The organism is Crenobacter oryzisoli, assembly GCF_030385785.1.
Lineage (GTDB): Bacteria > Pseudomonadota > Gammaproteobacteria > Burkholderiales > Chromobacteriaceae > Crenobacter_A > Crenobacter_A oryzisoli.
The window spans coordinates 108,110-127,069 of record NZ_JAUEDK010000004.1; the positions used below are offsets into that span (position 1 = coordinate 108,110).

The 18,960-nt window shown below is 64.7% G+C and carries 17 protein-coding genes; 12 read left to right on the forward strand and 5 right to left on the reverse strand.

What is annotated here, in order from left to right; all coding sequences use genetic code 11:
- Positions 1–7 precede the first annotated feature (7 nt).
- The 11 genes from uraD (at position 8) to QU481_RS03560 (ending at position 12,098) form a co-directional block, all read left to right on the forward strand.
- Positions 8–526: a 2-oxo-4-hydroxy-4-carboxy-5-ureidoimidazoline decarboxylase gene (uraD, locus tag QU481_RS03510; protein WP_289828509.1), complete on the forward strand. Its 519-nt coding sequence runs from the start codon at positions 8–10 to the stop codon at positions 524–526.
- An 86-nt stretch (positions 527–612) separates the two neighbouring features.
- Complete coding sequence (gene alc / locus QU481_RS03515; protein WP_289828510.1) at positions 613–1,656, forward strand: allantoicase; 1,044 nt, start codon at positions 613–615, stop codon at positions 1,654–1,656.
- Positions 1,657–1,728: 72 nt separating this feature from the next.
- Positions 1,729–2,235 carry an ureidoglycolate lyase gene (locus QU481_RS03520; RefSeq protein WP_289828511.1) on the forward strand — a complete coding sequence of 169 codons (507 nt, stop codon included), beginning with the start codon at positions 1,729–1,731 and terminating at the stop codon, positions 2,233–2,235.
- A 73-nt stretch (positions 2,236–2,308) separates the two neighbouring features.
- Positions 2,309–2,434 carry a hypothetical protein gene (locus QU481_RS03525; protein WP_289828512.1) on the forward strand — a complete coding sequence of 42 codons (126 nt, stop codon included), beginning with the start codon at positions 2,309–2,311 and terminating at the stop codon, positions 2,432–2,434.
- Positions 2,435–2,444: 10 nt separating this feature from the next.
- Positions 2,445–2,654: a hypothetical protein gene (locus QU481_RS03530; RefSeq protein ID WP_289828513.1), complete on the forward strand. Its 210-nt coding sequence runs from the start codon at positions 2,445–2,447 to the stop codon at positions 2,652–2,654.
- 419 nt (positions 2,655–3,073) lie between these two features.
- Entirely contained in the window at positions 3,074–4,513 is a 1,440-nt protein-coding gene (gene xdhA, locus QU481_RS03535; protein ID WP_289828514.1) for a xanthine dehydrogenase small subunit, read from the forward strand.
- A 35-nt stretch (positions 4,514–4,548) separates the two neighbouring features.
- A complete protein-coding gene (xdhB, locus tag QU481_RS03540) occupies positions 4,549–6,885 on the forward strand; it encodes a xanthine dehydrogenase molybdopterin binding subunit (protein WP_289828515.1) in 2,337 nt (778 codons plus the stop codon).
- Positions 6,882–7,883, forward strand: a complete 1,002-nt coding sequence (xdhC, locus tag QU481_RS03545) for a xanthine dehydrogenase accessory protein XdhC (protein ID WP_289828516.1) — start codon at positions 6,882–6,884, stop codon at positions 7,881–7,883. The genes xdhB and xdhC overlap by 4 nt, the downstream gene beginning before the upstream one ends.
- Positions 7,884–8,040: 157 nt before the next feature.
- Positions 8,041–9,405: an 8-oxoguanine deaminase gene (locus tag QU481_RS03550; protein WP_289828517.1), complete on the forward strand. Its 1,365-nt coding sequence runs from the start codon at positions 8,041–8,043 to the stop codon at positions 9,403–9,405.
- 159 nt (positions 9,406–9,564) lie between these two features.
- Positions 9,565–10,665: a chorismate synthase gene (gene aroC, locus QU481_RS03555; RefSeq protein WP_289828518.1), complete on the forward strand. Its 1,101-nt coding sequence runs from the start codon at positions 9,565–9,567 to the stop codon at positions 10,663–10,665.
- 44 nt (positions 10,666–10,709) lie between these two features.
- Positions 10,710–12,098, forward strand: coding sequence for an EAL and HDOD domain-containing protein (locus QU481_RS03560; RefSeq protein ID WP_289828519.1), 1,389 nt, complete (start codon positions 10,710–10,712; stop codon positions 12,096–12,098).
- Positions 12,099–12,162: 64 nt separating this feature from the next.
- Here the strand turns inward: QU481_RS03560 and QU481_RS03565 are convergent, their stop codons facing one another.
- From QU481_RS03565 to lgt, 5 genes are all read right to left on the reverse strand, one after another.
- On the reverse strand, positions 12,163–12,489 hold the full coding sequence (locus QU481_RS03565; RefSeq protein WP_289828520.1) for an STAS domain-containing protein: 327 nt from the start codon (positions 12,487–12,489) through the stop codon (positions 12,163–12,165).
- A 108-nt stretch (positions 12,490–12,597) separates the two neighbouring features.
- Positions 12,598–14,172, reverse strand: a complete 1,575-nt coding sequence (gene phnE, locus QU481_RS03570) for a phosphonate ABC transporter, permease protein PhnE (protein WP_289828521.1) — start codon at positions 14,170–14,172, stop codon at positions 12,598–12,600.
- The gene (locus QU481_RS03575) at positions 14,166–14,957 is read right to left on the reverse strand and encodes a phosphonate ABC transporter ATP-binding protein (RefSeq protein ID WP_289828522.1); all 792 of its coding nucleotides are present in this window, start codon (positions 14,955–14,957) and stop codon (positions 14,166–14,168) included. Before QU481_RS03575 ends, phnE begins: the two co-directional genes overlap by 7 nt.
- Complete coding sequence (locus QU481_RS03580) at positions 14,954–15,802, reverse strand: putative selenate ABC transporter substrate-binding protein (RefSeq protein ID WP_289828523.1); 849 nt, start codon at positions 15,800–15,802, stop codon at positions 14,954–14,956. Before QU481_RS03580 ends, QU481_RS03575 begins: the two co-directional genes overlap by 4 nt.
- 189 nt (positions 15,803–15,991) lie before the next feature.
- Entirely contained in the window at positions 15,992–16,849 is an 858-nt protein-coding gene (gene lgt, locus QU481_RS03585) for a prolipoprotein diacylglyceryl transferase (protein ID WP_289828524.1), read from the reverse strand.
- Between the two features lie 205 nt (positions 16,850–17,054).
- Here lgt and ilvD point away from each other — a divergent pair, with 205 nt between their 5' ends.
- Complete coding sequence (gene ilvD, locus QU481_RS03590) at positions 17,055–18,911, forward strand: dihydroxy-acid dehydratase (protein ID WP_289828525.1); 1,857 nt, start codon at positions 17,055–17,057, stop codon at positions 18,909–18,911.
- Positions 18,912–18,960 lie beyond the last annotated feature (49 nt).

The window sequence follows — 18,960 nt, forward strand, 5'->3', positions numbered from 1 at the left end:
CAAGACAATGAGCAAGACCATTTCGCTGCAAGCCCTGAACGACGCCCCGGTGGCCGAGTTCGTCGCCGTGCTCGGCGGCATCTTCGAGCACTCGCCGTGGGTAGCCGAGCGCGCCGCTACCAAGCGCCCGTTCGCCAACATGGCCGAACTGCACGCCACGATGATCAACGAGATCGAAGAAGCCGGCCTCGATGCCCAGCTGAAGCTGATCCGCGCCCACCCGGAACTGGCCGGCAAGGCGGCGGTGCGAGGCGAGCTGACCGACGAGTCGACCTCGGAGCAGGCCGGCGCCGGCCTCGACAAGTGCTCGGCCGAGGAGTTTGCCAAGCTGACTAGCCTGAACGAGGAATACAACGCCAAGTTCGGCTTCCCGTTCATCCTGGCGGTTCGCGGCTACGACCGTGCCGGCATCATTGCCGAGTTCGAGCGTCGCACCGCGCTGCCGGTCGAGCAGGAGCGGGCAGAAAGCCTCAAGCAAATCTACAAGATCGGCGGCTTCCGTCTCAATGATCTGATCGTCGGCTAATCGCGGACTTATCGCCAAGTCTTCCGGCCGACCCCGCCTGTCGCGGCCTCGGTCCGGAAGCAACAAACCATAAAAGGAGAATGACCATGGCAGCACCGAATGCTCCGGTAGGAACCGTCATCAATTCCCGTCCCGCCGAGTCGGTACCGGAATTCGCTACCCGTTATACCAACCTGGCTCACCCGGACTTCGGCGCCAAGGTCCTGTTCTGCACCGATGAATGGTTCGCTCCGGCCGAGCGCATGCTGCAAGCGTCGGAAGCCGTGTTCATCGTTGGCAAGTTCGACGATCACGGCAAGTGGATGGATGGCTGGGAAACCCGCCGTCGCCGCAACGGTGGTCATGACTACGCCATCGTCAAGCTGGGCCTGCCGGGCGTGATCAAGGGTTTCGACGTTGAAACCAGCCACTTCACCGGCAACTACCCGCCGGCCGCATCGATCGAGGCCTGCTACAGCGAAACCGACCCGACCGACGCCACCGAGTGGACCGAAATCGTTGCGACCACCTCGCTGAACGGCGACTCGCACCACTTCTTCGAAATCTCCGACGAGCGTCCGTGGACCCACCTGCGCCTGCACATCTATCCGGACGGCGGCGTGGCCCGCTTCCGCGTATACGGTCTGCCGCAGTGCGACTGGGACAAGAAGGACCCGAGCCAGATCTATGAAGTGTCGGCGCTGGAAAACGGCGGCCGCATCGTTGCTTACAACAACGCCCACTTCGGCGTGCCGTTCCGCCTGGTGATGCCGGGGCGCGGCGTGAACATGGGCGACGGTTGGGAAACCCGCCGCCGTCGCGAGCCGGGCAACGACTGGTGCATCGTCGAGTTGGGCCACCCGGCTATCGTCGAGAAGATCGAAGTCGACACCGCTCACTTCAAGGGCAACTACCCGGACCGCGTGTCGATCCAGGCTGCTTACGTGACCAACAGCACCGACCAGTCGATCGTGACCCAGGCGATGTTCTGGGACACCCTGCTGCCGGAACAGAAGACCGAGATGGACAAGCAGCACTACTACGGCAAGGAGCAGATCCGCGAGATCGGCCCGGTGACCCACGTGCGCCTGAACATCTTCCCGGACGGTGGTGTAAGCCGCCTGCGTATCTGGGGCAAGCTCGCCGACTAAGCGCCTGGTGACATGAAGTTTTGGCCCCGCTCCTTGTGGGCGGGGCCGCCATCAAATAGAGGAGACCACACCATGGCGACGTTGAAACTCGAAGCGCTGACCAAGGAAGCTTTCGCCCCCTTCGGCGAAGTGATCGAGATCGCGGGCAGCGACTGGTTCCCGATCAACAAGGGCACCACCCAGCGCTACCACAAGCTCGGCCTCACCGACGTCGTCGGTGAAGATTGCCAAGTTGCCATTAGCATGGCCCGTGGCGATGCCTTCAATTTCCCGCTGGAAGTCACGATGCTCGAGCGTCACCCGCTCGGCAGCCAGGCTTTCATCCCATGCAGCAATGCCCCGTTTGTCGTCGTTGTCGCCCCGAATGGCGCGGACGACAAGCCCGACGAGTCCGGCCTGCGCGCCTTCTGGGTCGAGGGCAACCAGGGCGTGAACTATTTCCGTGGCACCTGGCACCACCCGCTGGTGACCATCGGCCAGGTAGGCGATTTCATCGTGGTCGACCGCGTCGGCCCCGGCCACAACTGCGACGAAGTCGATCTCAAGCAGGTTTACCAGTTGCTGGGCAAAGACGCCTGATACGGCGCGCATCCCGCCCAATCCCAAGCTTTAGGGGCTGCTTTACGTCGGCCTTGTGGTGGCGTGGCTTTGCATGAGCAGCCACGCCACTTTTTCGCCCGTGCTGTGCGCCGCCGGTATCGTGATGTTCGATATCGTGCTCGCCTCCAGCATCAAGATGCTGGGGCAAAGCGGACTACTCGACCAGACGCTACGATAAGTACGTCGTGATGGTGATCCCGACCTCATCGTCGGGGCTGCCGATGGCGAAGGCGCTGGCTCTACTGCTGTGCTGCGGCATTCGGCTTGCAACGCTGGGTGTGGTGACCTTGAATCTATACTTCAATCGCGCTGAAGAAGCGGTGGCGGCTGGCCGCGGTGAATCGCTCGAGGCTGCGCCGAAGGCCGGTCGGTGTCGCATTAAACCACTCGTCGCGTGAACAGAGGATGACATTGCGACCGTATTAAGATATTTTACGTGAAGAGAATTGCGGTGGTTTCCGATGAAACCGCCTGCATTTGTCGGTGACCCCATCCGGCTGCCGGGCAGCAATGTCCGATAATCGAATGGAGTTACCCCGGCCTTAAAGGCTGGACAAATCCAAGAACAGGTATAGTCGTTATCCGGTTCGTCAGGGCCGGAAGTGCTGCAGTATCCGAGTTTTCGACTAGTGTCCTGCATCGTGGTATCACCATCGGAGTCAGGGTGGCCGCTCGGCCAACCTTCTTCCAGAACGGCGGCCAACAGCAGGAGGGGCCAGCCATCGCGGGAGCGCAAGCTCCTGCCGGTTGCAGCCGTAACAGCGCCGGCGTTGTTCCTTCAGAAAACAACCCGGCGAAACAGGAAGAGGAGAATGACATGACTCACCGTACATCGGTTCGGTTTTTTCTGAACGGCCAGCTGCATGAAGTAGTGCCGAGCTCGCCGACTCAAACGCTGCTGAATTATCTGCGCGAAGACGTCGGTCTGACCGGCACCAAGGAAGGCTGTGCAGAAGGGGACTGCGGTGCCTGCACCGTGACCGAGGCCACCCTCGAGGCCGACGGCAAGGTGCATTTCCGTGCCATCAACGCCTGCATCCGCTTCGTGCCGTCGCTCGACGGCAAGGCGCTCTGGACCGTTGAAGGCGTTGCCCAGCAGGACGGCAGCTTGCACCCGGTTCAGCAGGCGATGGTCGACTGCCACGGCTCGCAGTGCGGTTTCTGTACCCCTGGCTTCGTGATGTCGATGTACACCATGTACCAGAACGGCGACGTGAAGCCGTGCCGCGACGAAGTACTCGACAACCTGTCCGGTAACCTGTGCCGTTGCACCGGCTACCGTCCGATCATCGACGCGGTACAGAGCATGGGCAGCTACCCGGCCGTGCCGACCGACGTGGATGCCGTCACCGAACAGCTCAAGTCGATTCGCCCGGACAGCACCGTCGCCCTGGAAAGCAATGGTCAGCGCTATTTTGCGCCGGCGACTGCCGCCGAGCTGGCTTCCCTCTACGAGCAATATCCGGATGCGATCATCCTCGCCGGCGGTACCGACGTTGGCCTGTGGGTGACCAAGCACCTGATGACGCTGAAGACTGTCATCTATCTTGGCAATGTCGAAGAGCTCAAGGTCATCGAGCAGAACGACAGCGAGATCCGCATCAACGCCGCGTCGCTGCTCAACGACGCTTTCCCGGCGCTGGTCAACGAATATCCGGAACTGGAAGAGCTGTGGAAGCGCTTCTCGTCGATGCCGATTCGTAACTCCGGCACCCTGGTCGGCAACGTGGCCAACGGCTCGCCGATCGGCGACTCCGCTCCTATCCTGATCGCCATCGGCACCCGCGTGGTGCTGCGCAAGGGCGAGCGCCGTCGCGAACTGGCGCTGGAAGACCTCTATCTCGACTACCGCAAGCAGGACCGCGAAGCGGGCGAATTCGTCGAGGCCATCGTGGTGCCGAAACGCCGCGCCGACCAGGCCGTGGCGACCTACAAGCTGTCCAAGCGTTTTGACCAGGACATCTCTGCCGTCTGCGGTGCCTACGCGCTGCGTCTGGACAACGGCAAGGTAGCCGATGCACGCATCGCCTACGGCGGCATGGCCGCCACCTCCAAGCGCGCGATCAGCACCGAGAAGGCGCTGATCGGCAAGCAGTGGAGCGAGGAGACCGTGCGCGCGGCGATGGACGCGATGGGCGAGGACTACCGCCCGATGACCGACATGCGCGCTTCCAGCGACTACCGCATCAAGACGGCGAAGAACCTGCTCTTGCGGTTCTATCTTGAGTCCACCGGCGCAGCCGACACCCGCGTGTGATTGACAGGCTACGAATCAGAGATAGAGGAATGACCATGCAAAACACTCAACACCGTACCGTAGGCCAGTCGCTGTTCCACGAGAGCGCCCACCTGCACGTGACCGGCCGCGCCACCTACACCGACGACATCCCGGAACGCCAGGGCACCCTGCACGCTGCAATGGGCCTGTCGGCCAAGGCGCACGCCAAGATCAAATCGATGGACCTGTCGGCCGTGAAGGCCGCGCCAGGCGTGATCGCCGTGATCACCCTGGACGACGTGCCGGGCGACAAGTACCTCGGCCCGTTCCTGCACGACGAACCGGTCTTCGCCGACGGCGAGACGCTGTACGTCGGCCAGCCGATGTTCGCCGTGGCCGCAACCAGCCACGACCTGGCGCGCCGCGCCGCCAAGCTCGCCAAGGTCGAGTACGAAGACCTGCCGGCAATCCTGACCGCGCAGCAAGGCGCCGAAGAGAAGGCCTACGTGCTGCCGCCGGTGCACATCGCCCGCGGTGACGTCGAGGCGAAGCTCGCGTCCGCACCGCACCGCCACGATGGCGACTTCTACGTCGGCGGCCAGGAACAGTTCTACTTGGAAGGCCAGATCGCCTACGCGCTGCCGGGCGAAGACATGGACATGCATGTCTACTGCTCGACCCAGCACCCGTCGGAAATGCAGTTCATGGTCGCGCACGCACTCGGCCAGCCGGTGCACGGCATCAAGGTGGAGTGCCGCCGCATGGGCGGTGGTTTCGGTGGCAAGGAAACCCAGTCGTGGTACTTCGCGACCGTAGCGGCCATCCTCGCGCGCCGCACCGGCAAGCCGGTGAAGCTGCGCGCCGACCGCGACGACGACATGATGATCACCGGCAAGCGCCACGACTTCCGCGCGCTGTTCGATGTCGGTTACAACGACGACGGCCGCATCCTGGGCGTGAAGTTCCAGTACCAGCTGCGTTGCGGTTTCTCGGCCGACCTGTCCGGCCCGGTAGGCGACCGCCAGATCTTCCACTCGGACAACGCCTACTACCTGGACACCTTCGACATCCTGTCGATCCGTGCCAAGACCAATACCCAGTCGAACACCGCGTTCCGCGGCTTCGGTGGTCCTCAGGGCATCATCGCGATCGAGTACGTGATCGACGATATCGCCCGCAAACTGGGCAAGGACCCGCTGGAGGTGCGCAAGGCCAACTTCTATGGCAAGACCGAGCGCAATGTCACTCCGTACCAGATGACGGTGGAAGACAACGTGATCCACGAACTGGTCGGTCAGCTCGAGGAAAGCTCGGAGTACCAGAAGCGCCGCGCCGAGATTGACGCGTTCAACGCCACTAGCCCGGTGCTGAAGAAAGGCCTGTCGCTGGTGCCGGTGAAGTTCGGTATCTCGTTTACCGCGACCCAGTTCAACCAGGCTGGCGCGCTGCTGCACATCTACACCGACGGTTCGGTGCTGATCAACCACGGCGGCACCGAAATGGGCCAGGGCCTGAACACCAAGGTCGCCCAGGTGGTGGCCGAGGAACTGGGCGTTGATTTCAACCGCGTGCGCGTGTCGGCGACCGATACCTCCAAGGTGCCGAACACTTCGGCGACCGCCGCGTCGACCGGTACCGACCTGAACGGCAAGGCCGCCCAGGACGCGGCGGTGAAGATCAAGACCGTGCTGGCCGAGTTTGCCGCGACCAAGTACGGCTGCGCGGCCGACGAGGTGAAGTTCCGCGACAACCACGTTGTATGCGGCGACAAGGCCTCGGTGCCGTTCGACGAGTTTGTCCGTGTCGCTTACACCGGCCGTGTGCCGCTGTGGTCGTCCGGCTTCTACCGTACGCCGAAGATCCACTACGACTTTGCCACGCTGACTGGCCGTCCGTTCTTCTACTTCGTGTACGGCGCGGCCTGCTCGGAAGTGATCGTCGACACGCTGACCGGCGAGAACCGCATCACTCGTTCCGACATCCTGTACGACGCCGGCAGCTCGATCAACCCGGCGATCGACATCGGTCAGATCGAGGGCGGCTTCATCCAGGGCGCTGGCTGGCTGACCACCGAGGAACTGTGGTGGAACAAGGACGGCAAGCTGATGACGCATGCGCCGTCGACCTACAAGATCCCGGCCGTGTCGGACTGCCCGCCAGTGCTGAACGTGAAGCTGTTCGAGAACAGCAACGCCGAAGAGAGCATCTACCGCTCCAAGGCGCTGGGCGAGCCGCCGCTGCCGCTGGGCATGGCGGTGTTCTTGGCGATCCGCGACGCGATCGCCTCGCTCGGCGAAGGTCGCGTGGCGCCGCCGCTGAACGCGCCGGCGACTGCGGAGTCGATCCTGAACACGATCGAGATCGTGCAGGCCGAGGCGCGCGCCAAGCAGCTGGAGAAGGTGACGGTATGAGCTTCCGTCCCGCCACCGGCGCCAACTGGCTCGCCGTGCTCGGCGCCGCGCAAGCGGCCAACGAGCCGGCGGTGCTGGTGACGGTCGCGCGGGCCGAAGGTTCTACGCCGCGCCGTCCCGGTGCGCGGATGGTGGTCGGTCGCGACTGGCAGGCCGACACCATCGGCGGTGGCATGCTGGAGTTCCGTGCGATCGACGAGGCGCGTGCGATCATCGCGCAGGCATCGGTCGATGCGGCCGCGCCGCGGCGGATGAGGGTGCGTATGTCGCTGGGCGCGAGCCTGGGGCAGTGCTGCGGCGGGGTCGCGCATCTGGCATTCGAGCTGATCGACGCCAGTGACGCCGGCTGGCTGCAACAGCTGGTGCTGGCTGACCGGGCCCGCCAGACGCTGGTGCGCCAGGTGCCGCTGCAGTCGAATGCGCCGCTGACCTTGGCTGAACGCGACGAGATCGGGGAGACCCGGCTGTTGCGCTTCGACGACGCCGAGTGGCTGATCGACGTGGTGCATCCGGCGACGCTGCAGGTGGTGCTGTTCGGTGCCGGGCACGTTGGCCAGGCGCTGGTACACATGCTGTCGGCACTGCCTTGCCACGTGACCTGGCTCGATCCGCGCGACGAGGTGTTTCCCGCGTCGCTGCCCGACAATGTCGTCGCCGAGTTCGGCGACGAGGGCGATGTGGCGCGTCAGCCATCCAGTGCATACTGGCTGATCCTGACGCACAGCCACACGCTGGACTTCGACATCCTTGAGGCGGTGCTGCGCCGCGACGATGCGGCCTATGTCGGGCTGATCGGCTCCAAGTCCAAGCGGGCGAGCTTCGTGCGCCGTCTACGCGACAAGGGGCTGTCGCTCGACAGCATCGAGCGGCAGCTGACCTGTCCGATTGGCGTCGACGGCATCGCCGGCAAGGAGCCGGCGGTGATCGCGGTAGCAGTAGCGGCCCAGCTGCTGCAGCACTTCGAGGCCAGCCGGCTCGCAGGGACTGCAGCGCAGTAAGCTTTACAGGCCGTCGTGTTTCGGGAGGGACGCGACGGCTTTTCCTCACCTCCTGCGCCGGTACGCGCTTCAGTCCGCTGGTTATCCGACCAACGAGCCGAAGCCCAACTACCGACGATCAAGGGGTTTCGGCCAATTCATGCATGAGAAGGCTGTCATGACCCGTACTTTGTTTACCCATATCCATACCCTCGCCACCATGGACGATGCGCGTCGCGAGATCGCCGACGCCGCGCTCTTGATCGAGGACAACCGTATCGTGCGCGTGGGCACCACCGCCGAGCTGGCCAACGAGCAGGCCGACCGCGTGGTCGACCTGACGGATCACTTGGTGCTGCCGGGCCTGGTGAACACCCACCATCACATGTACCAGTCGCTGACCCGGGTGATCAAGCCGGCGCAGGATTGCGAGCTGTTCGACTGGCTGAAGGCGCTGTACCCGATCTGGGCCGGGCTGACTCCGGAGATGATCCGCGTGTCCACCCAGACCGCGATGGCCGAACTGCTGCTGTCCGGCTGTACCACCGCGTCCGACCACCTGTACATCTACCCGAACGGCTGCCGTCTCGACGACGCGATCGAGGCCGCCACCGAGATCGGCATGCGTTTCCACGCCAGCCGCGGTGCGATGAGCCTGGGCGAGAGCAAGGGCGGCCTGCCACCTGACCGCGTGGTGGAGGACGAGGATGCGATCCTCGCCGACATGCGCCGCTTGGTGGAGGCTTACCACGATGCCGACCGCTTCGCGATGACCCGCATCGTGCTGGCACCGTGTTCGCCGTTCTCGGTGACCACCGACCTGATGCGCGAGGCGGCCAAGCTGGCGCGCGCTTACGGCGTGTCGCTGCACACCCACCTGGCCGAGAACTACAAGGACATCGACTTTTCGCGCGAGGTGTTCGGCAAGACGCCGACCGAGTACGTCGAAGACTTGGGCTGGGTCGGCCACGACGTGTGGCATGCCCACTGCGTACAGCTGGACCAGCAGGGTATCGAGTTGTTCGCCCGCACCGGCACCGGCGTGGCGCACTGTCCGTGCTCGAACATGCGTCTGGCGTCTGGCATCGCGCCGATCCGCGGCATGCTCGACGCCGGCGTGAAGGTGGGCCTGGGCGTGGACGGCAGCGCCTCGAACGACGGCGGCCACCTGCTCAACGAAGCGCGCCAGGCGATGCTGCTGCAGCGCGTCGGCCGCACCGACCCGGGCGCGCTGACCGCGCGCGAGGCGCTGTGGATGGCCACCCGCGGCGGCGCCGGCGTGCTCAACCGCGACGACATCGGCCAGCTGTCGCCGGGCTACGCAGCAGATTTCATCACCTTCGACCTGAACCAGCTGGGATTCTCGGGCGGCCTGTCCGACCCGCTGGCGGCGCTGGTGTTCTGCGCGTCGGCCAATGTGACGCACAGCTTCATCAACGGCCGCCAGGTGATCGACAACGGCCGGTTGACCACGGTCGAGCTGCAGCCGCTGGTTGGCCACCACAATGCGCTGTCGCGCGAGCTGATCAACGCTGCATCGTAAGCGTTTTCCTCTTCCTGTTTTGTTGGCCAACCCTTTGCAGGGTTGGCCTTTTTTATTGCGCCCAGACGTTCGGCATAGCGCTGCTGCGCTGAACAGCCAGGCAAACGGGCGTGCTAGAATCGTTGGCAATAAATCAATGCATAAGACTTAGGGATTGCCATGTCAGGAAACACATTCGGCCTGTTGTTTACCGTCACTTCGTTCGGCGAGAGCCATGGTCCGGCGATCGGCTGCGTGGTGGACGGCTGCCCGCCGGGGCTGGAGATCGACGAGGCCTACATCCAGGCAGAGCTCGACCGCCGCAAGCCGGGCACCAGCCGTCATGTCACGCAACGTCGCGAGCCGGACACGGTGGAGATCCTGTCAGGCGTATTCGAGGGCAAGACCACCGGCACGCCTATCGCGCTGTTGATCCGCAATACCGACCAGCGCAGTAAGGACTACGGCAACATTGCCGATACCTTCCGCCCTGGGCACGCTGACTACACCTATTGGCACAAGTACGGTATCCGCGACTACCGTGGCGGCGGGCGCAGCTCGGCGCGCGAGACTGCCGTGCGCGTGGCGGCCGGCGCGATCGCCAAGAAATGGCTGGCCGAAAAATATGGCATTGTAATTCGCGGTCACATGAGCCAGATTGGTGAGAAAGTGATCCCGTTCAAGAGCTGGGACGACGTGCCGACTAACCCGTTCTTCGCCGCCGACAACAGCGTGGTCGACGAGCTGGAGGCGTATATGGACAGCGTGCGCAAGAGCCTCGATTCGGTTGGCGCCAAGCTGCGCGTGGTGGCCGAGAATGTGCCGGTGGGTTGGGGCGAACCGGTGTTCGACCGACTGGACGCTGACATCGCCTACGCGATGATGAGCATCAACGCGGTGAAGGGGGTGGAGATCGGCGCCGGCTTCGGCAGCGTCGCACAGCGCGGTTCCGAGCATGGCGACGAGCTGACGCCGACCGGTTTTGCCAGCAACCATGCGGGCGGGATTCTGGGCGGAATTTCCACCGGCCAGGACATCGAAGTGTCGATTGCGATCAAACCGACCTCTAGTATTGCCACGCCGCGCCGATCTATAGACAAACAGGGCAATCCGGTGCTGATGGAAACGCACGGCCGGCACGACCCCTGCGTCGGCATCCGTGCCACGCCGATCGCCGAGGCGATGCTGGCGCTGACACTGATCGATCACGCGCTGCGCCACCGAGCGCAGTGCGGCGACGTAGTGGTGACGACGCCGCGCATCGCTGCGCATCAGCCATAACCTACCGGCAGCCTAAGGCTGCCGTTTTTATTTTCTACTGGTCTATGCTCAAACACCTGATCGAAGGCCTGACCAGCGGCTTTGGCCGCCAACGTGAAACAGAACCGTCGACCGAGACATCGGCGGGCGCCGGGATGTCCGGTGCAGGGACGGGCGTGGCCGAGCCGCTGCCGTCGCTCGGTTTCGTATCGCATCAGCCACTCTACGACAAGCAGCTGAGGGTGGTGGCGTACGCGTTTTCGGTGCGTCGCGGCAAGGGGCCGCTTCAGTCGGCACTCCAGCAGGCCGAGTTCGACCGGTTGATGCTCGGCACGTTGAAGAACCTCGACATCGGTAAGCTGCTCGCGTACCGCAAGGCCTTCGTGCCGGTGTCGCTGCATGCATTGGATGATGCGCTGCTGACCGAGCTGCCGGCAAAGAGCGTGATCTACCGGCTCGAGCCGCCGCTGGTCGGCGAGGCGCTCGATGGGCAGTTGCTGGCGCGGCTCGACCGCTTGCAGGGCCACGGCTACCGTTTCGCGGTGGAACCGGCGCGTTTCGATGCCGAGCAGGGCGAGCTGTTCCGTCGGATGGACTTCTTCATCGTCGACTTCGCCGCGCCGGCACCGCAGGTGCTGGAGCCGTTTCTCGAGCAGTTGCCGCAGCGCTATCCGAAGGCTCGCTGGATCGGGTTCAACATAGGTTCGGCCGAAGAGCTCGACCTGTGCCTGCACGGTGTCGGCTCGCGCCAGTTCGCGCTGTTCCACGGAGCGATCCTGCCGCTCCTGAAGAGCCTCGACGAGAACGAGCGGATCGACACCGAGCAACTGCACATCCTCGAGATCATGCGGCTATTGCGCGCCAATACCGACAGCGGCCAGATCGAGGCGCAGTTCAAGCGCGACTCGGTGCTGCTGTTCAAGCTACTGCGTTTCATCAACACGCCGAGCAACGGTTTTGCCAAGGAAGTGCAGACCATCGAGGAGTCGCTGTTGCTGCTGGGGCGCGAGACCTTGTTCAAGTGGCTGTCGATGCTACTGTTCACTGCAAAGCAAGAGTGCGCACGCTCGTTTGGTCTGCTGGAGAAGTCGCTGATCCGCGCGCGTTTCATGGAAAAGCTCGGCGATGTGCGTAGCAAGGTCGAGCGCGAACAGCTGTTCGTGACCGGGATGTTCTCGGTGCTCGACGCCTTGCTCGGCAAGCCGCTCGACGTAGCGATCGAGCCGCTGGACCTGCCGGCGCCGGTACAGGCGGCGTTGCTGCATCATAGCGGAGCGTTTGCCGACCGCTACGCGCTGGCGCTCGCCTGCGAAGCCGGGGACGCCGAACGGATCGACCCGCTGGTACAGCGACTGCAGCTCAGCCCAGTGCCGATCACTCAGCATTATGCCGAGGCCGTCTTATGGGCGCAGGAAATCCTGCAGCAGGGGACGTTGGGCGATGCTGACGCCTGAGCCGTCCTCGGCGTCGAGAACGAACAACGCCCCGGCTAGTCCGGGGTGTTGTTGTTGGGGATGGTCAGTGCAAGGCGTCGCTCAGCGTCGGAAAGACCTCGGCATTGGGCGGTAGCCGATGCAGTTCCCGCAGCCGTTGCAGTAACGGGCCGTGTCCGGCGAGATGGAGGCGGCCTTCGGTCGACAAATGCTGCAGCAGCGTCTGTAGGGTAGCGAGGCCGGTCTTGTCGACAAAGTCGAGCCGTGAGAGCTCAACCACGAGGTCACCGTGCGGGTGGTGCAGTACCGGCGCGAACGCTTCCTGCACCGCGCCGGCATTTACCTCGTCAAGGCGATGAACCAATAGTTCGGCGACCGTCCATGGGGGCTGTTGAGTGAAGCGAATCAGCATCACACTTTCCTTCCGTGTGATCTTGCGGGCCCACGCCGGGCGCGCTTCAGACCCAATGATAGCCATCATAAGTCGTTGAAGATACGGCAGAAGACTCCCCGTGTCGGCTCAGCTTTCCATTCGTCGGCGCAGTACCCGGCTGAGGGTCTCGACGGCCCATGACAACAGCAGCATCGCGATGATCAGCGTTGCCGCGGTCTGCTGCTGAAACAGCGACAAAGCAAGGTACAGCTGGGTGCCGATGCCGCCCGCACCGACGATGCCTAGTACGGTCGCGATGCGGATGTTGTTCTCCCAGCGGTACAGCGTGTAGGCGATCCACTGTGCCAGCACCTGTGGCAACTGGCCGTAGGCGAAGGCGGAAAAGCGGCCCGCCCCGGCGGCGCGCAGCGCACGTTCCGGTTCCGGCGCGGCGTTCTCCAGTGTCTCGGCGAACAGTCGGCCCAGCACCCCGGCAGTGTGCAGCGTCAGCGCCAACACGCCGGCGGCCGGACCTAAGCCGACCGCCAGCACCGCCAGTGCCGCCCACATCAGATCGGGCACGCCACGTAGCAGATTGAGCAGTAGCCGCGACAGCCCCTTCAGCATCACGCCGAAGCGGCCGGCCGCCGGGACCGCAAGGAGTGCGCCGCCGACGAAGGCCAGCACGCTGCCCAGGAGCGACATCGCCAGCGTCTCCAGGATGCCGCGCCCGGCGCTGGTGAGCAGCGCCGCATCGTGGGCCGGCGGGAAGAACTCACCGGCGAAGTGATCGAGCGCGGCCAGGTCGAAGGCATCGCTTGGCCAACCCTGGCGAAGCCAGACCCAGCTGCCGAGCACCGCGGCCAGTGTGGCGACAGCGATGCCGGCGATGCCGGCCCGGCTATCCAGCGCTCGGCGGCACAGACGGCTGATCGCCTCGGTCAGCGCGACCAGCAGCAGGAAGACCAGCAGCAGCGTGCTGACTTCACCGCCATTGAGCATTTTCAAGCTGGTGTCGATCAACTGGCCGATACCGCCGGCGCCGACGAAGCCCATCACCGCCGAGGCGCGGATCGCGCACTCCCAGCGGTAGACACTGTAGCTGACCAGCTCTGGCAGCGCCTGAGGCAGCGTCGCCCAGGCAAAGCGTGCCAGCCGACCGGCGCCGCTGGCGGCCAATGCCCGGGCCGGCTCGGCCGGCTGCGATTCGAGGATCTCCGCGTACACCTTGCCTAGCATGCCGCCGTAGGCGACGCCGATCGCCAGCACCGCCGGCAGCGAGCCCAGCCCCACCGCGCGAACGAACAGTAGTGCCCAGACGATCTCGGGCACGCCGCGTAGTGCGACGAGCAGGCCGCGCAGCGACCGCTTGGCTGTTTCGGCCCACCGTGACGGCGGCTCGGCGGTGAGTCGCGCGGCATCGAGGGCGCGGCTGGTGGCGAGTGCGGCAGGCAGGCCGATTGCTGCGGCAAGGGCGAGCCCCTGCGTGGCGCTGGCCAGGGTGGTTACCGTTTCGCGCAGCACCTCGGCGAGAAAGTCGGCGTCGTGCGCCGGTGGCAGGAAACCGGCGACGAAGCCGAGCCAGACATGCCAAGTGTCCTGGCGGAGTAGCACGAAGGGATTGAAACCGGTCAGTGCGAAGGTCGGGGCCAAGAGTGCCAACAGCAGCAGTGTGGCACCCAGACGTTGGCCGAACGCGGGGTCGCGGGTCGGACTCAGCATGGGCGTTGCCACGGCAGTGGGGTGGGGGTCGGCGGCGGTGCGTGCGGCGTCTCGTCGGCGTAGAGAGCGGAGAGCTGCGCCTCGCTGACCGCTTCGCGCGGCAGGTCGAACATCACTCGTCCCTGGCGTGCCCCGATCAGGCGCGGGAAGAAGGCCAGCGCCAGTTCCACCGAATGCAGGCTCATCAGCAGGGTGGCACCGCGGCTGCGCGCCTCGTCGGTGAGCAGCCGTACCGTCTGTTCGGCCAGTCTTGGGTCGAGCGCCGATACCGGCTCGTCGACCAGCAGTAGACGGGGCGCTTGGTAGAGCACCCGGGCGATGCCGACACGCTGGCGCTGGCCGCCGGAGAGCTGATCGCAGCGCTCCCATAGTCGGTCGGCCAGGTTGACACGAGCCAGCGCCGCCTCGATGGCGGCGGTATCGCGTGGCAACAGTAGCTGGGCGAGCGCGGCGGCCAGCGACTGGCGGCCGAGCCGGCCAGCGGCTACCGCATTGACCACGCGCTGGCGCGGCGGCAGCGGCGGACTCTGGTAGACGGTGCCGATGTCGCGGCGCAGTGCACGAAGGGCGCGCGAGGGCAGCGACCACGGCGCCTGGCCGAGCAACTGTAGCGAACCACCGTTCGGGCGCAGCACCGTATTGGCCAGCATCAGCAGGCTGGTCTTCCCGGCGCCGGACGGGCCGATCAGCGCCGCCTGCTCGCCGTCGGCCAAGCTCAGTGAAATATCGTGCAGCACGGGCGAGCCGCCCAGCGAGAGGCTCACCCGGTCGAACAGCAGGCTCACTTCAGCAGGCCCGCCTCACGCGCGGCGGACTCGATGCCGCGGTAGTTGTCCGGCTTGGTCGGTACGAAGCGGGTCGCGCGCTGCAGCTCAAGAATGTTCTTCTGTTCCGGATTCTTGGCATCGAGCTTGAGGAAGGCAGCGGTGATCTTCTTCACCAGCGCCGGATCCAGGTTGCCGCGCACTGTCCAGTTGTAGTCGTAGAACGGCGGGGTGGTGCCGATCACCTTCACCTTGGTCAGGTCGACTTTGTGCCCTTCCACCAGCTTGTCCCACACCGAGGAATTGAGTGCGCCGCCGTCGACCTTGCCCGAGGCCACCCAGGCCACCGTGGCGTCGTGCGCGCCAGAGTAGGCGACGTTCTTGAAGAAGGTTTCCGGCTTGATGCCTTCCTTCTGCAGGAAGAAGCGCGGCATCAGGTGGCCCGAGGTGCTGGAGGCCGAGCCAAAGGCGAAGCTCTTGCCCTTCAGATCCTTGAGGCTGTTGACGCCGCTGGCCGTATTGGCGATGAATTTGCTGGTGAACTTGGTGTCCTCCTCGCGCTGTACCAGCGGGATCACCTTGCCGCGCTCCTTGGCCTGCACGTAGGTGAAGCCGCCGAGCCAAGCCATGTCGAGCTTGTCCGAGGTCAGCGCGGTCACCACGCCGGCGTAGTCGGTCACTGGTACGAATTGCACCTTCAGGCCGGTTTCCTTTTCCAGATAGGCACCGAGCGGGGCGAACTTGCGTGCCAGTTCGGTCGGGGCTTCATCGGGGATGGCGGACACGCGCAGCACGTCCTGAGCGAAGGTGGTGCCGGCGCTCAGCAACAGAGCGGCGCTGGCCAGCGTGGCGGTCAGTTTGTTCATGGGGAGCTCCGGGGCGGACGATAGGCCGCCGTATCAGTCGGCAAAACAACGGACGCAACGCGTCCGGGATGATGGCGGGCGAAAAACCGCCGTTTGGCCGATATTATCGCCGCTGGGGAGTCGAACGGCCAGTTTTCACATGCAAAAGCCCCGCACAGGGCGGGGCTTTGCGAGCGAAAGAGATACTGCTCAGGCCGCGCGAGGCGGGCGCTTGCCGAAGTACGCGAACAGCACCGCACCGATCACGATCATCGGCAAGCTCAGCCACTGGCCCATGCTGATGGTGAACGACTGGCCGAAGATGCCCGAGTCCGGCATGCGAAAGTATTCGCTGATGAAGCGGAAGGCACCGTAGCCGATCAGGAACACCGCCGAGACTTGGCCGAGTGGGCGAGGTTTGCGGCTGAACACCCACAGGATCGCGAACAGCGCCAAGCCCTCGAGCAGAAATTCATAGAGCTGCGACGGATGGCGCGGCAGCGCGCCATAATGCAGCAGCTGCGACATCAGCTCGGGCGACTGCTGAGCCATCGCCACGTCGTCGGCTCGCGCCTGCGGGAACAGCATCGCCCACGGCAGCGTCGGCTCGGCCGGCCGGCCCCACAGCTCGCCGTTGATGAAGTTGCCGATCCGACCGGCAGCCAGCCCCAGCGGCACCAGCGGCGCGATGAAATCGGTCACCTCCCAGAAGCTTCGGCCCTGCTTGCGCGCGAACAGTGCCACCGCGATCAGCACACCGAGGAAGCCACCGTGAAAGCTCATTCCGCCTTTCCAGACCGCGAGAATTTCGAGCGGGTGCGAGAAGTAGTAGCCCGGTTCGTAGAACAGCACCTGACCTAGCCGGCCGCCCAGGACCACGCCGAACACGCCGTACATCAATAGGTCGTCGAGCAGCTTGCTGGTCAGGAAGGTCTGGCTGGTCTTGATGCGGCGGTTGCCGAGCACGAGAAACATGATGAAGCCGGCGAGATACATCAAGCCATACCAGTGCACGCCGAGTGGCCCGAGCTGGATGGCGATGGGGTCGAACTGGGGATGAATGAGCATTTGTCAGTAAGGTGCGAATGCGGTAAAAGAAGTGTTGACGAAATTATACGGAAAGCGTTCCCGCGCGTCGTGCACTCCACCGAGTGGCCGGCGCCTTTGCCGTTTTATCTGGTATCCCGGAGGCACGGTACCTTGCGCGATGTTACGTCATTGCCATGATCGGAGCGTTGTCCGTTTAAAAAGATAAGTAGACAAAGGAATCACCATGCCTCATTACCGTTCCCGCACCTCGACCGCCGGCCGCAATATGGCCGGTGCCCGCGCCTTGTGGCGCGCCACCGGCATGAAGGATGGCGACTTCGGCAAGCCGATCATCGCCATCGCCAACTCGTTCACCCAGTTCGTGCCGGGCCACGTGCACCTGCAGAACCTCGGCCAGCTGGTCGCCCGCGAAATCGAAAAGGCCGGCGGCGTCGCCAAGGAATTCAACACCATCGCGGTCGACGACGGCATCGCGATGGGCCACGACGGCATGCTGTACTCGCTGCCGAGCCGCGACCTGATCGCCGACTCGGTCGAGTACATGGTCAACGCGCACTGCGCCGACGCGCTGGTGTGCATCTCCAACTGCGACAAGATCACCCCGGGGATGCTGATGGCCGCGCTGCGCCTGAACATCCCGGTGGTGTTCGTGTCCGGCGGCCCGATGGAAGCTGGTAAGGTCAACTGGCGCGGTGTAGAGCGCGGTCTGGACCTGGTCGATGCGATGGTCGAGGCGGCCAATCCGAAAGTGTCCGACGAGGAAGTGGCGGAGATCGAGCGCTCGGCCTGCCCGACCTGCGGTTCCTGTTCCGGCATGTTCACCGCCAACTCGATGAACTGCCTGACCGAGGCGCTGGGCCTGTCCCTGCCGGGCAACGGTTCGCTGCTCGCCACCCATGCCGATCGCAAGGAACTGTTCCTGCAGGCCGGCCGCACCATCGTCGAGCTGGCCCGCCGCCATTACGAGCAGGAAGACTACTCGGTGCTGCCGCGCAGCATCGCCACCAAGGCCGCGTTCGAGAACGCGATGGCGCTCGACGTGGCGATGGGCGGCTCGACCAATACCGTGCTGCACCTGTTGGCCGCCGCGCACGAGGCCGGCGTCGACTTCAAGATGACCGACATCGACCGCATCAGCCGCGGCGTGCCGTGTCTGTGCAAGGTGGCCCCGGCCACCCAGAAGTACCACATGGAAGACGTGCACCGCGCCGGCGGCGTGCTCGGCATTCTGGCCGAACTCGACCGCGCCGGCCTGCTCCACGCCGAGCTGCCGACCGTGCACAGCAAGACGCTGGGCGAGGCGCTGGCGCGTTGGGACATTCAGCGCAATGACGCCGACAGCGCGTCGCACAAGCTGTACCGCGCTGCGCCGGGTGGCGTGGCGACCACGATCGCGTTCTCGCAGAGCATGCGCTATCCGGAGCTGGACAACGACCGCATCGAAGGCTGCATCCGCGACAAGGAACACGCGTACAGCCAGGACGGCGGTCTCGCCGTGCTGTACGGCAACATCGCCGAGCGTGGCTGCATCGTGAAGACCGCCGGCGTGGACGACTCGATCCTGAAGTTCACCGGCCGCGCGCGCATCTTCGAGAGTCAGGACGCCGCCGTCGAAGGCATCCTCGCCGATCAGATCGTCGAGGGCGACGTGGTGGTGATCCGCTACGAGGGCCCGAAGGGCGGTCCGGGCATGCAGGAAATGCTCTACCCGACCTCCTACCTGAAGTCGAAGGGCCTGGGCAAGGCCTGCGCGCTGTTGACCGACGGCCGCTTCTCCGGCGGCACCTCGGGCCTGTCGATCGGTCACGTCTCGCCGGAAGCGGCCGAGGGCGGCGCGATCGGCCTGGTGGAAGAGGGCGACACCATCGAGATCGATATCCCGAACCGCAGCATCAAGCTGCTGGTCAGCGATGCCGAGCTGGCTGCCCGACGCGATGCGATGGACGCCAAGGGATCGGCCGCCTGGAAGCCGGCGGCTGAACGTCAACGTCACGTGTCGCCGGCGCTGCGTGCCTACGCGGCGATGACGACCAGCGCCGACACCGGCGCGGTGCGCGACGTGAGCCAGGTAGAACGCTAAGCCGCGTGCCGGTGCCCGAAGGGGGCCGGTTGGCTCAGCCATATAACGC

What these genes read in the sequence shown, in the direction of transcription:
- uraD (WP_289828509.1), top strand. Translation starts at nt 8, where the DNA reads ATGAGCAAGACCATTTCGCTGCAAGCCCTGAACGACGCCCCGGTGGCC.
- alc (WP_289828510.1), top strand. Translation starts at nt 613, where the DNA reads ATGGCAGCACCGAATGCTCCGGTAGGAACCGTCATCAATTCCCGTCCC.
- QU481_RS03520 (WP_289828511.1), top strand. Translation starts at nt 1,729, where the DNA reads ATGGCGACGTTGAAACTCGAAGCGCTGACCAAGGAAGCTTTCGCCCCC.
- QU481_RS03525 (WP_289828512.1), top strand. Translation starts at nt 2,309, where the DNA reads ATGAGCAGCCACGCCACTTTTTCGCCCGTGCTGTGCGCCGCCGGTATC.
- QU481_RS03530 (WP_289828513.1), top strand. Translation starts at nt 2,445, where the DNA reads ATGGTGATCCCGACCTCATCGTCGGGGCTGCCGATGGCGAAGGCGCTG.
- xdhA (WP_289828514.1), top strand. Translation starts at nt 3,074, where the DNA reads ATGACTCACCGTACATCGGTTCGGTTTTTTCTGAACGGCCAGCTGCAT.
- xdhB (WP_289828515.1), top strand. Translation starts at nt 4,549, where the DNA reads ATGCAAAACACTCAACACCGTACCGTAGGCCAGTCGCTGTTCCACGAG.
- xdhC (WP_289828516.1), top strand. Translation starts at nt 6,882, where the DNA reads ATGAGCTTCCGTCCCGCCACCGGCGCCAACTGGCTCGCCGTGCTCGGC.
- QU481_RS03550 (WP_289828517.1), top strand. Translation starts at nt 8,041, where the DNA reads ATGACCCGTACTTTGTTTACCCATATCCATACCCTCGCCACCATGGAC.
- aroC (WP_289828518.1), top strand. Translation starts at nt 9,565, where the DNA reads ATGTCAGGAAACACATTCGGCCTGTTGTTTACCGTCACTTCGTTCGGC.
- QU481_RS03560 (WP_289828519.1), top strand. Translation starts at nt 10,710, where the DNA reads ATGCTCAAACACCTGATCGAAGGCCTGACCAGCGGCTTTGGCCGCCAA.
- QU481_RS03565 (WP_289828520.1), bottom strand. Translation starts at nt 12,489, where the DNA reads ATGCTGATTCGCTTCACTCAACAGCCCCCATGGACGGTCGCCGAACTA.
- phnE (WP_289828521.1), bottom strand. Translation starts at nt 14,172, where the DNA reads ATGCTGAGTCCGACCCGCGACCCCGCGTTCGGCCAACGTCTGGGTGCC.
- QU481_RS03580 (WP_289828523.1), bottom strand. Translation starts at nt 15,802, where the DNA reads ATGAACAAACTGACCGCCACGCTGGCCAGCGCCGCTCTGTTGCTGAGC.
- lgt (WP_289828524.1), bottom strand. Translation starts at nt 16,849, where the DNA reads ATGCTCATTCATCCCCAGTTCGACCCCATCGCCATCCAGCTCGGGCCA.
- ilvD (WP_289828525.1), top strand. Translation starts at nt 17,055, where the DNA reads ATGCCTCATTACCGTTCCCGCACCTCGACCGCCGGCCGCAATATGGCC.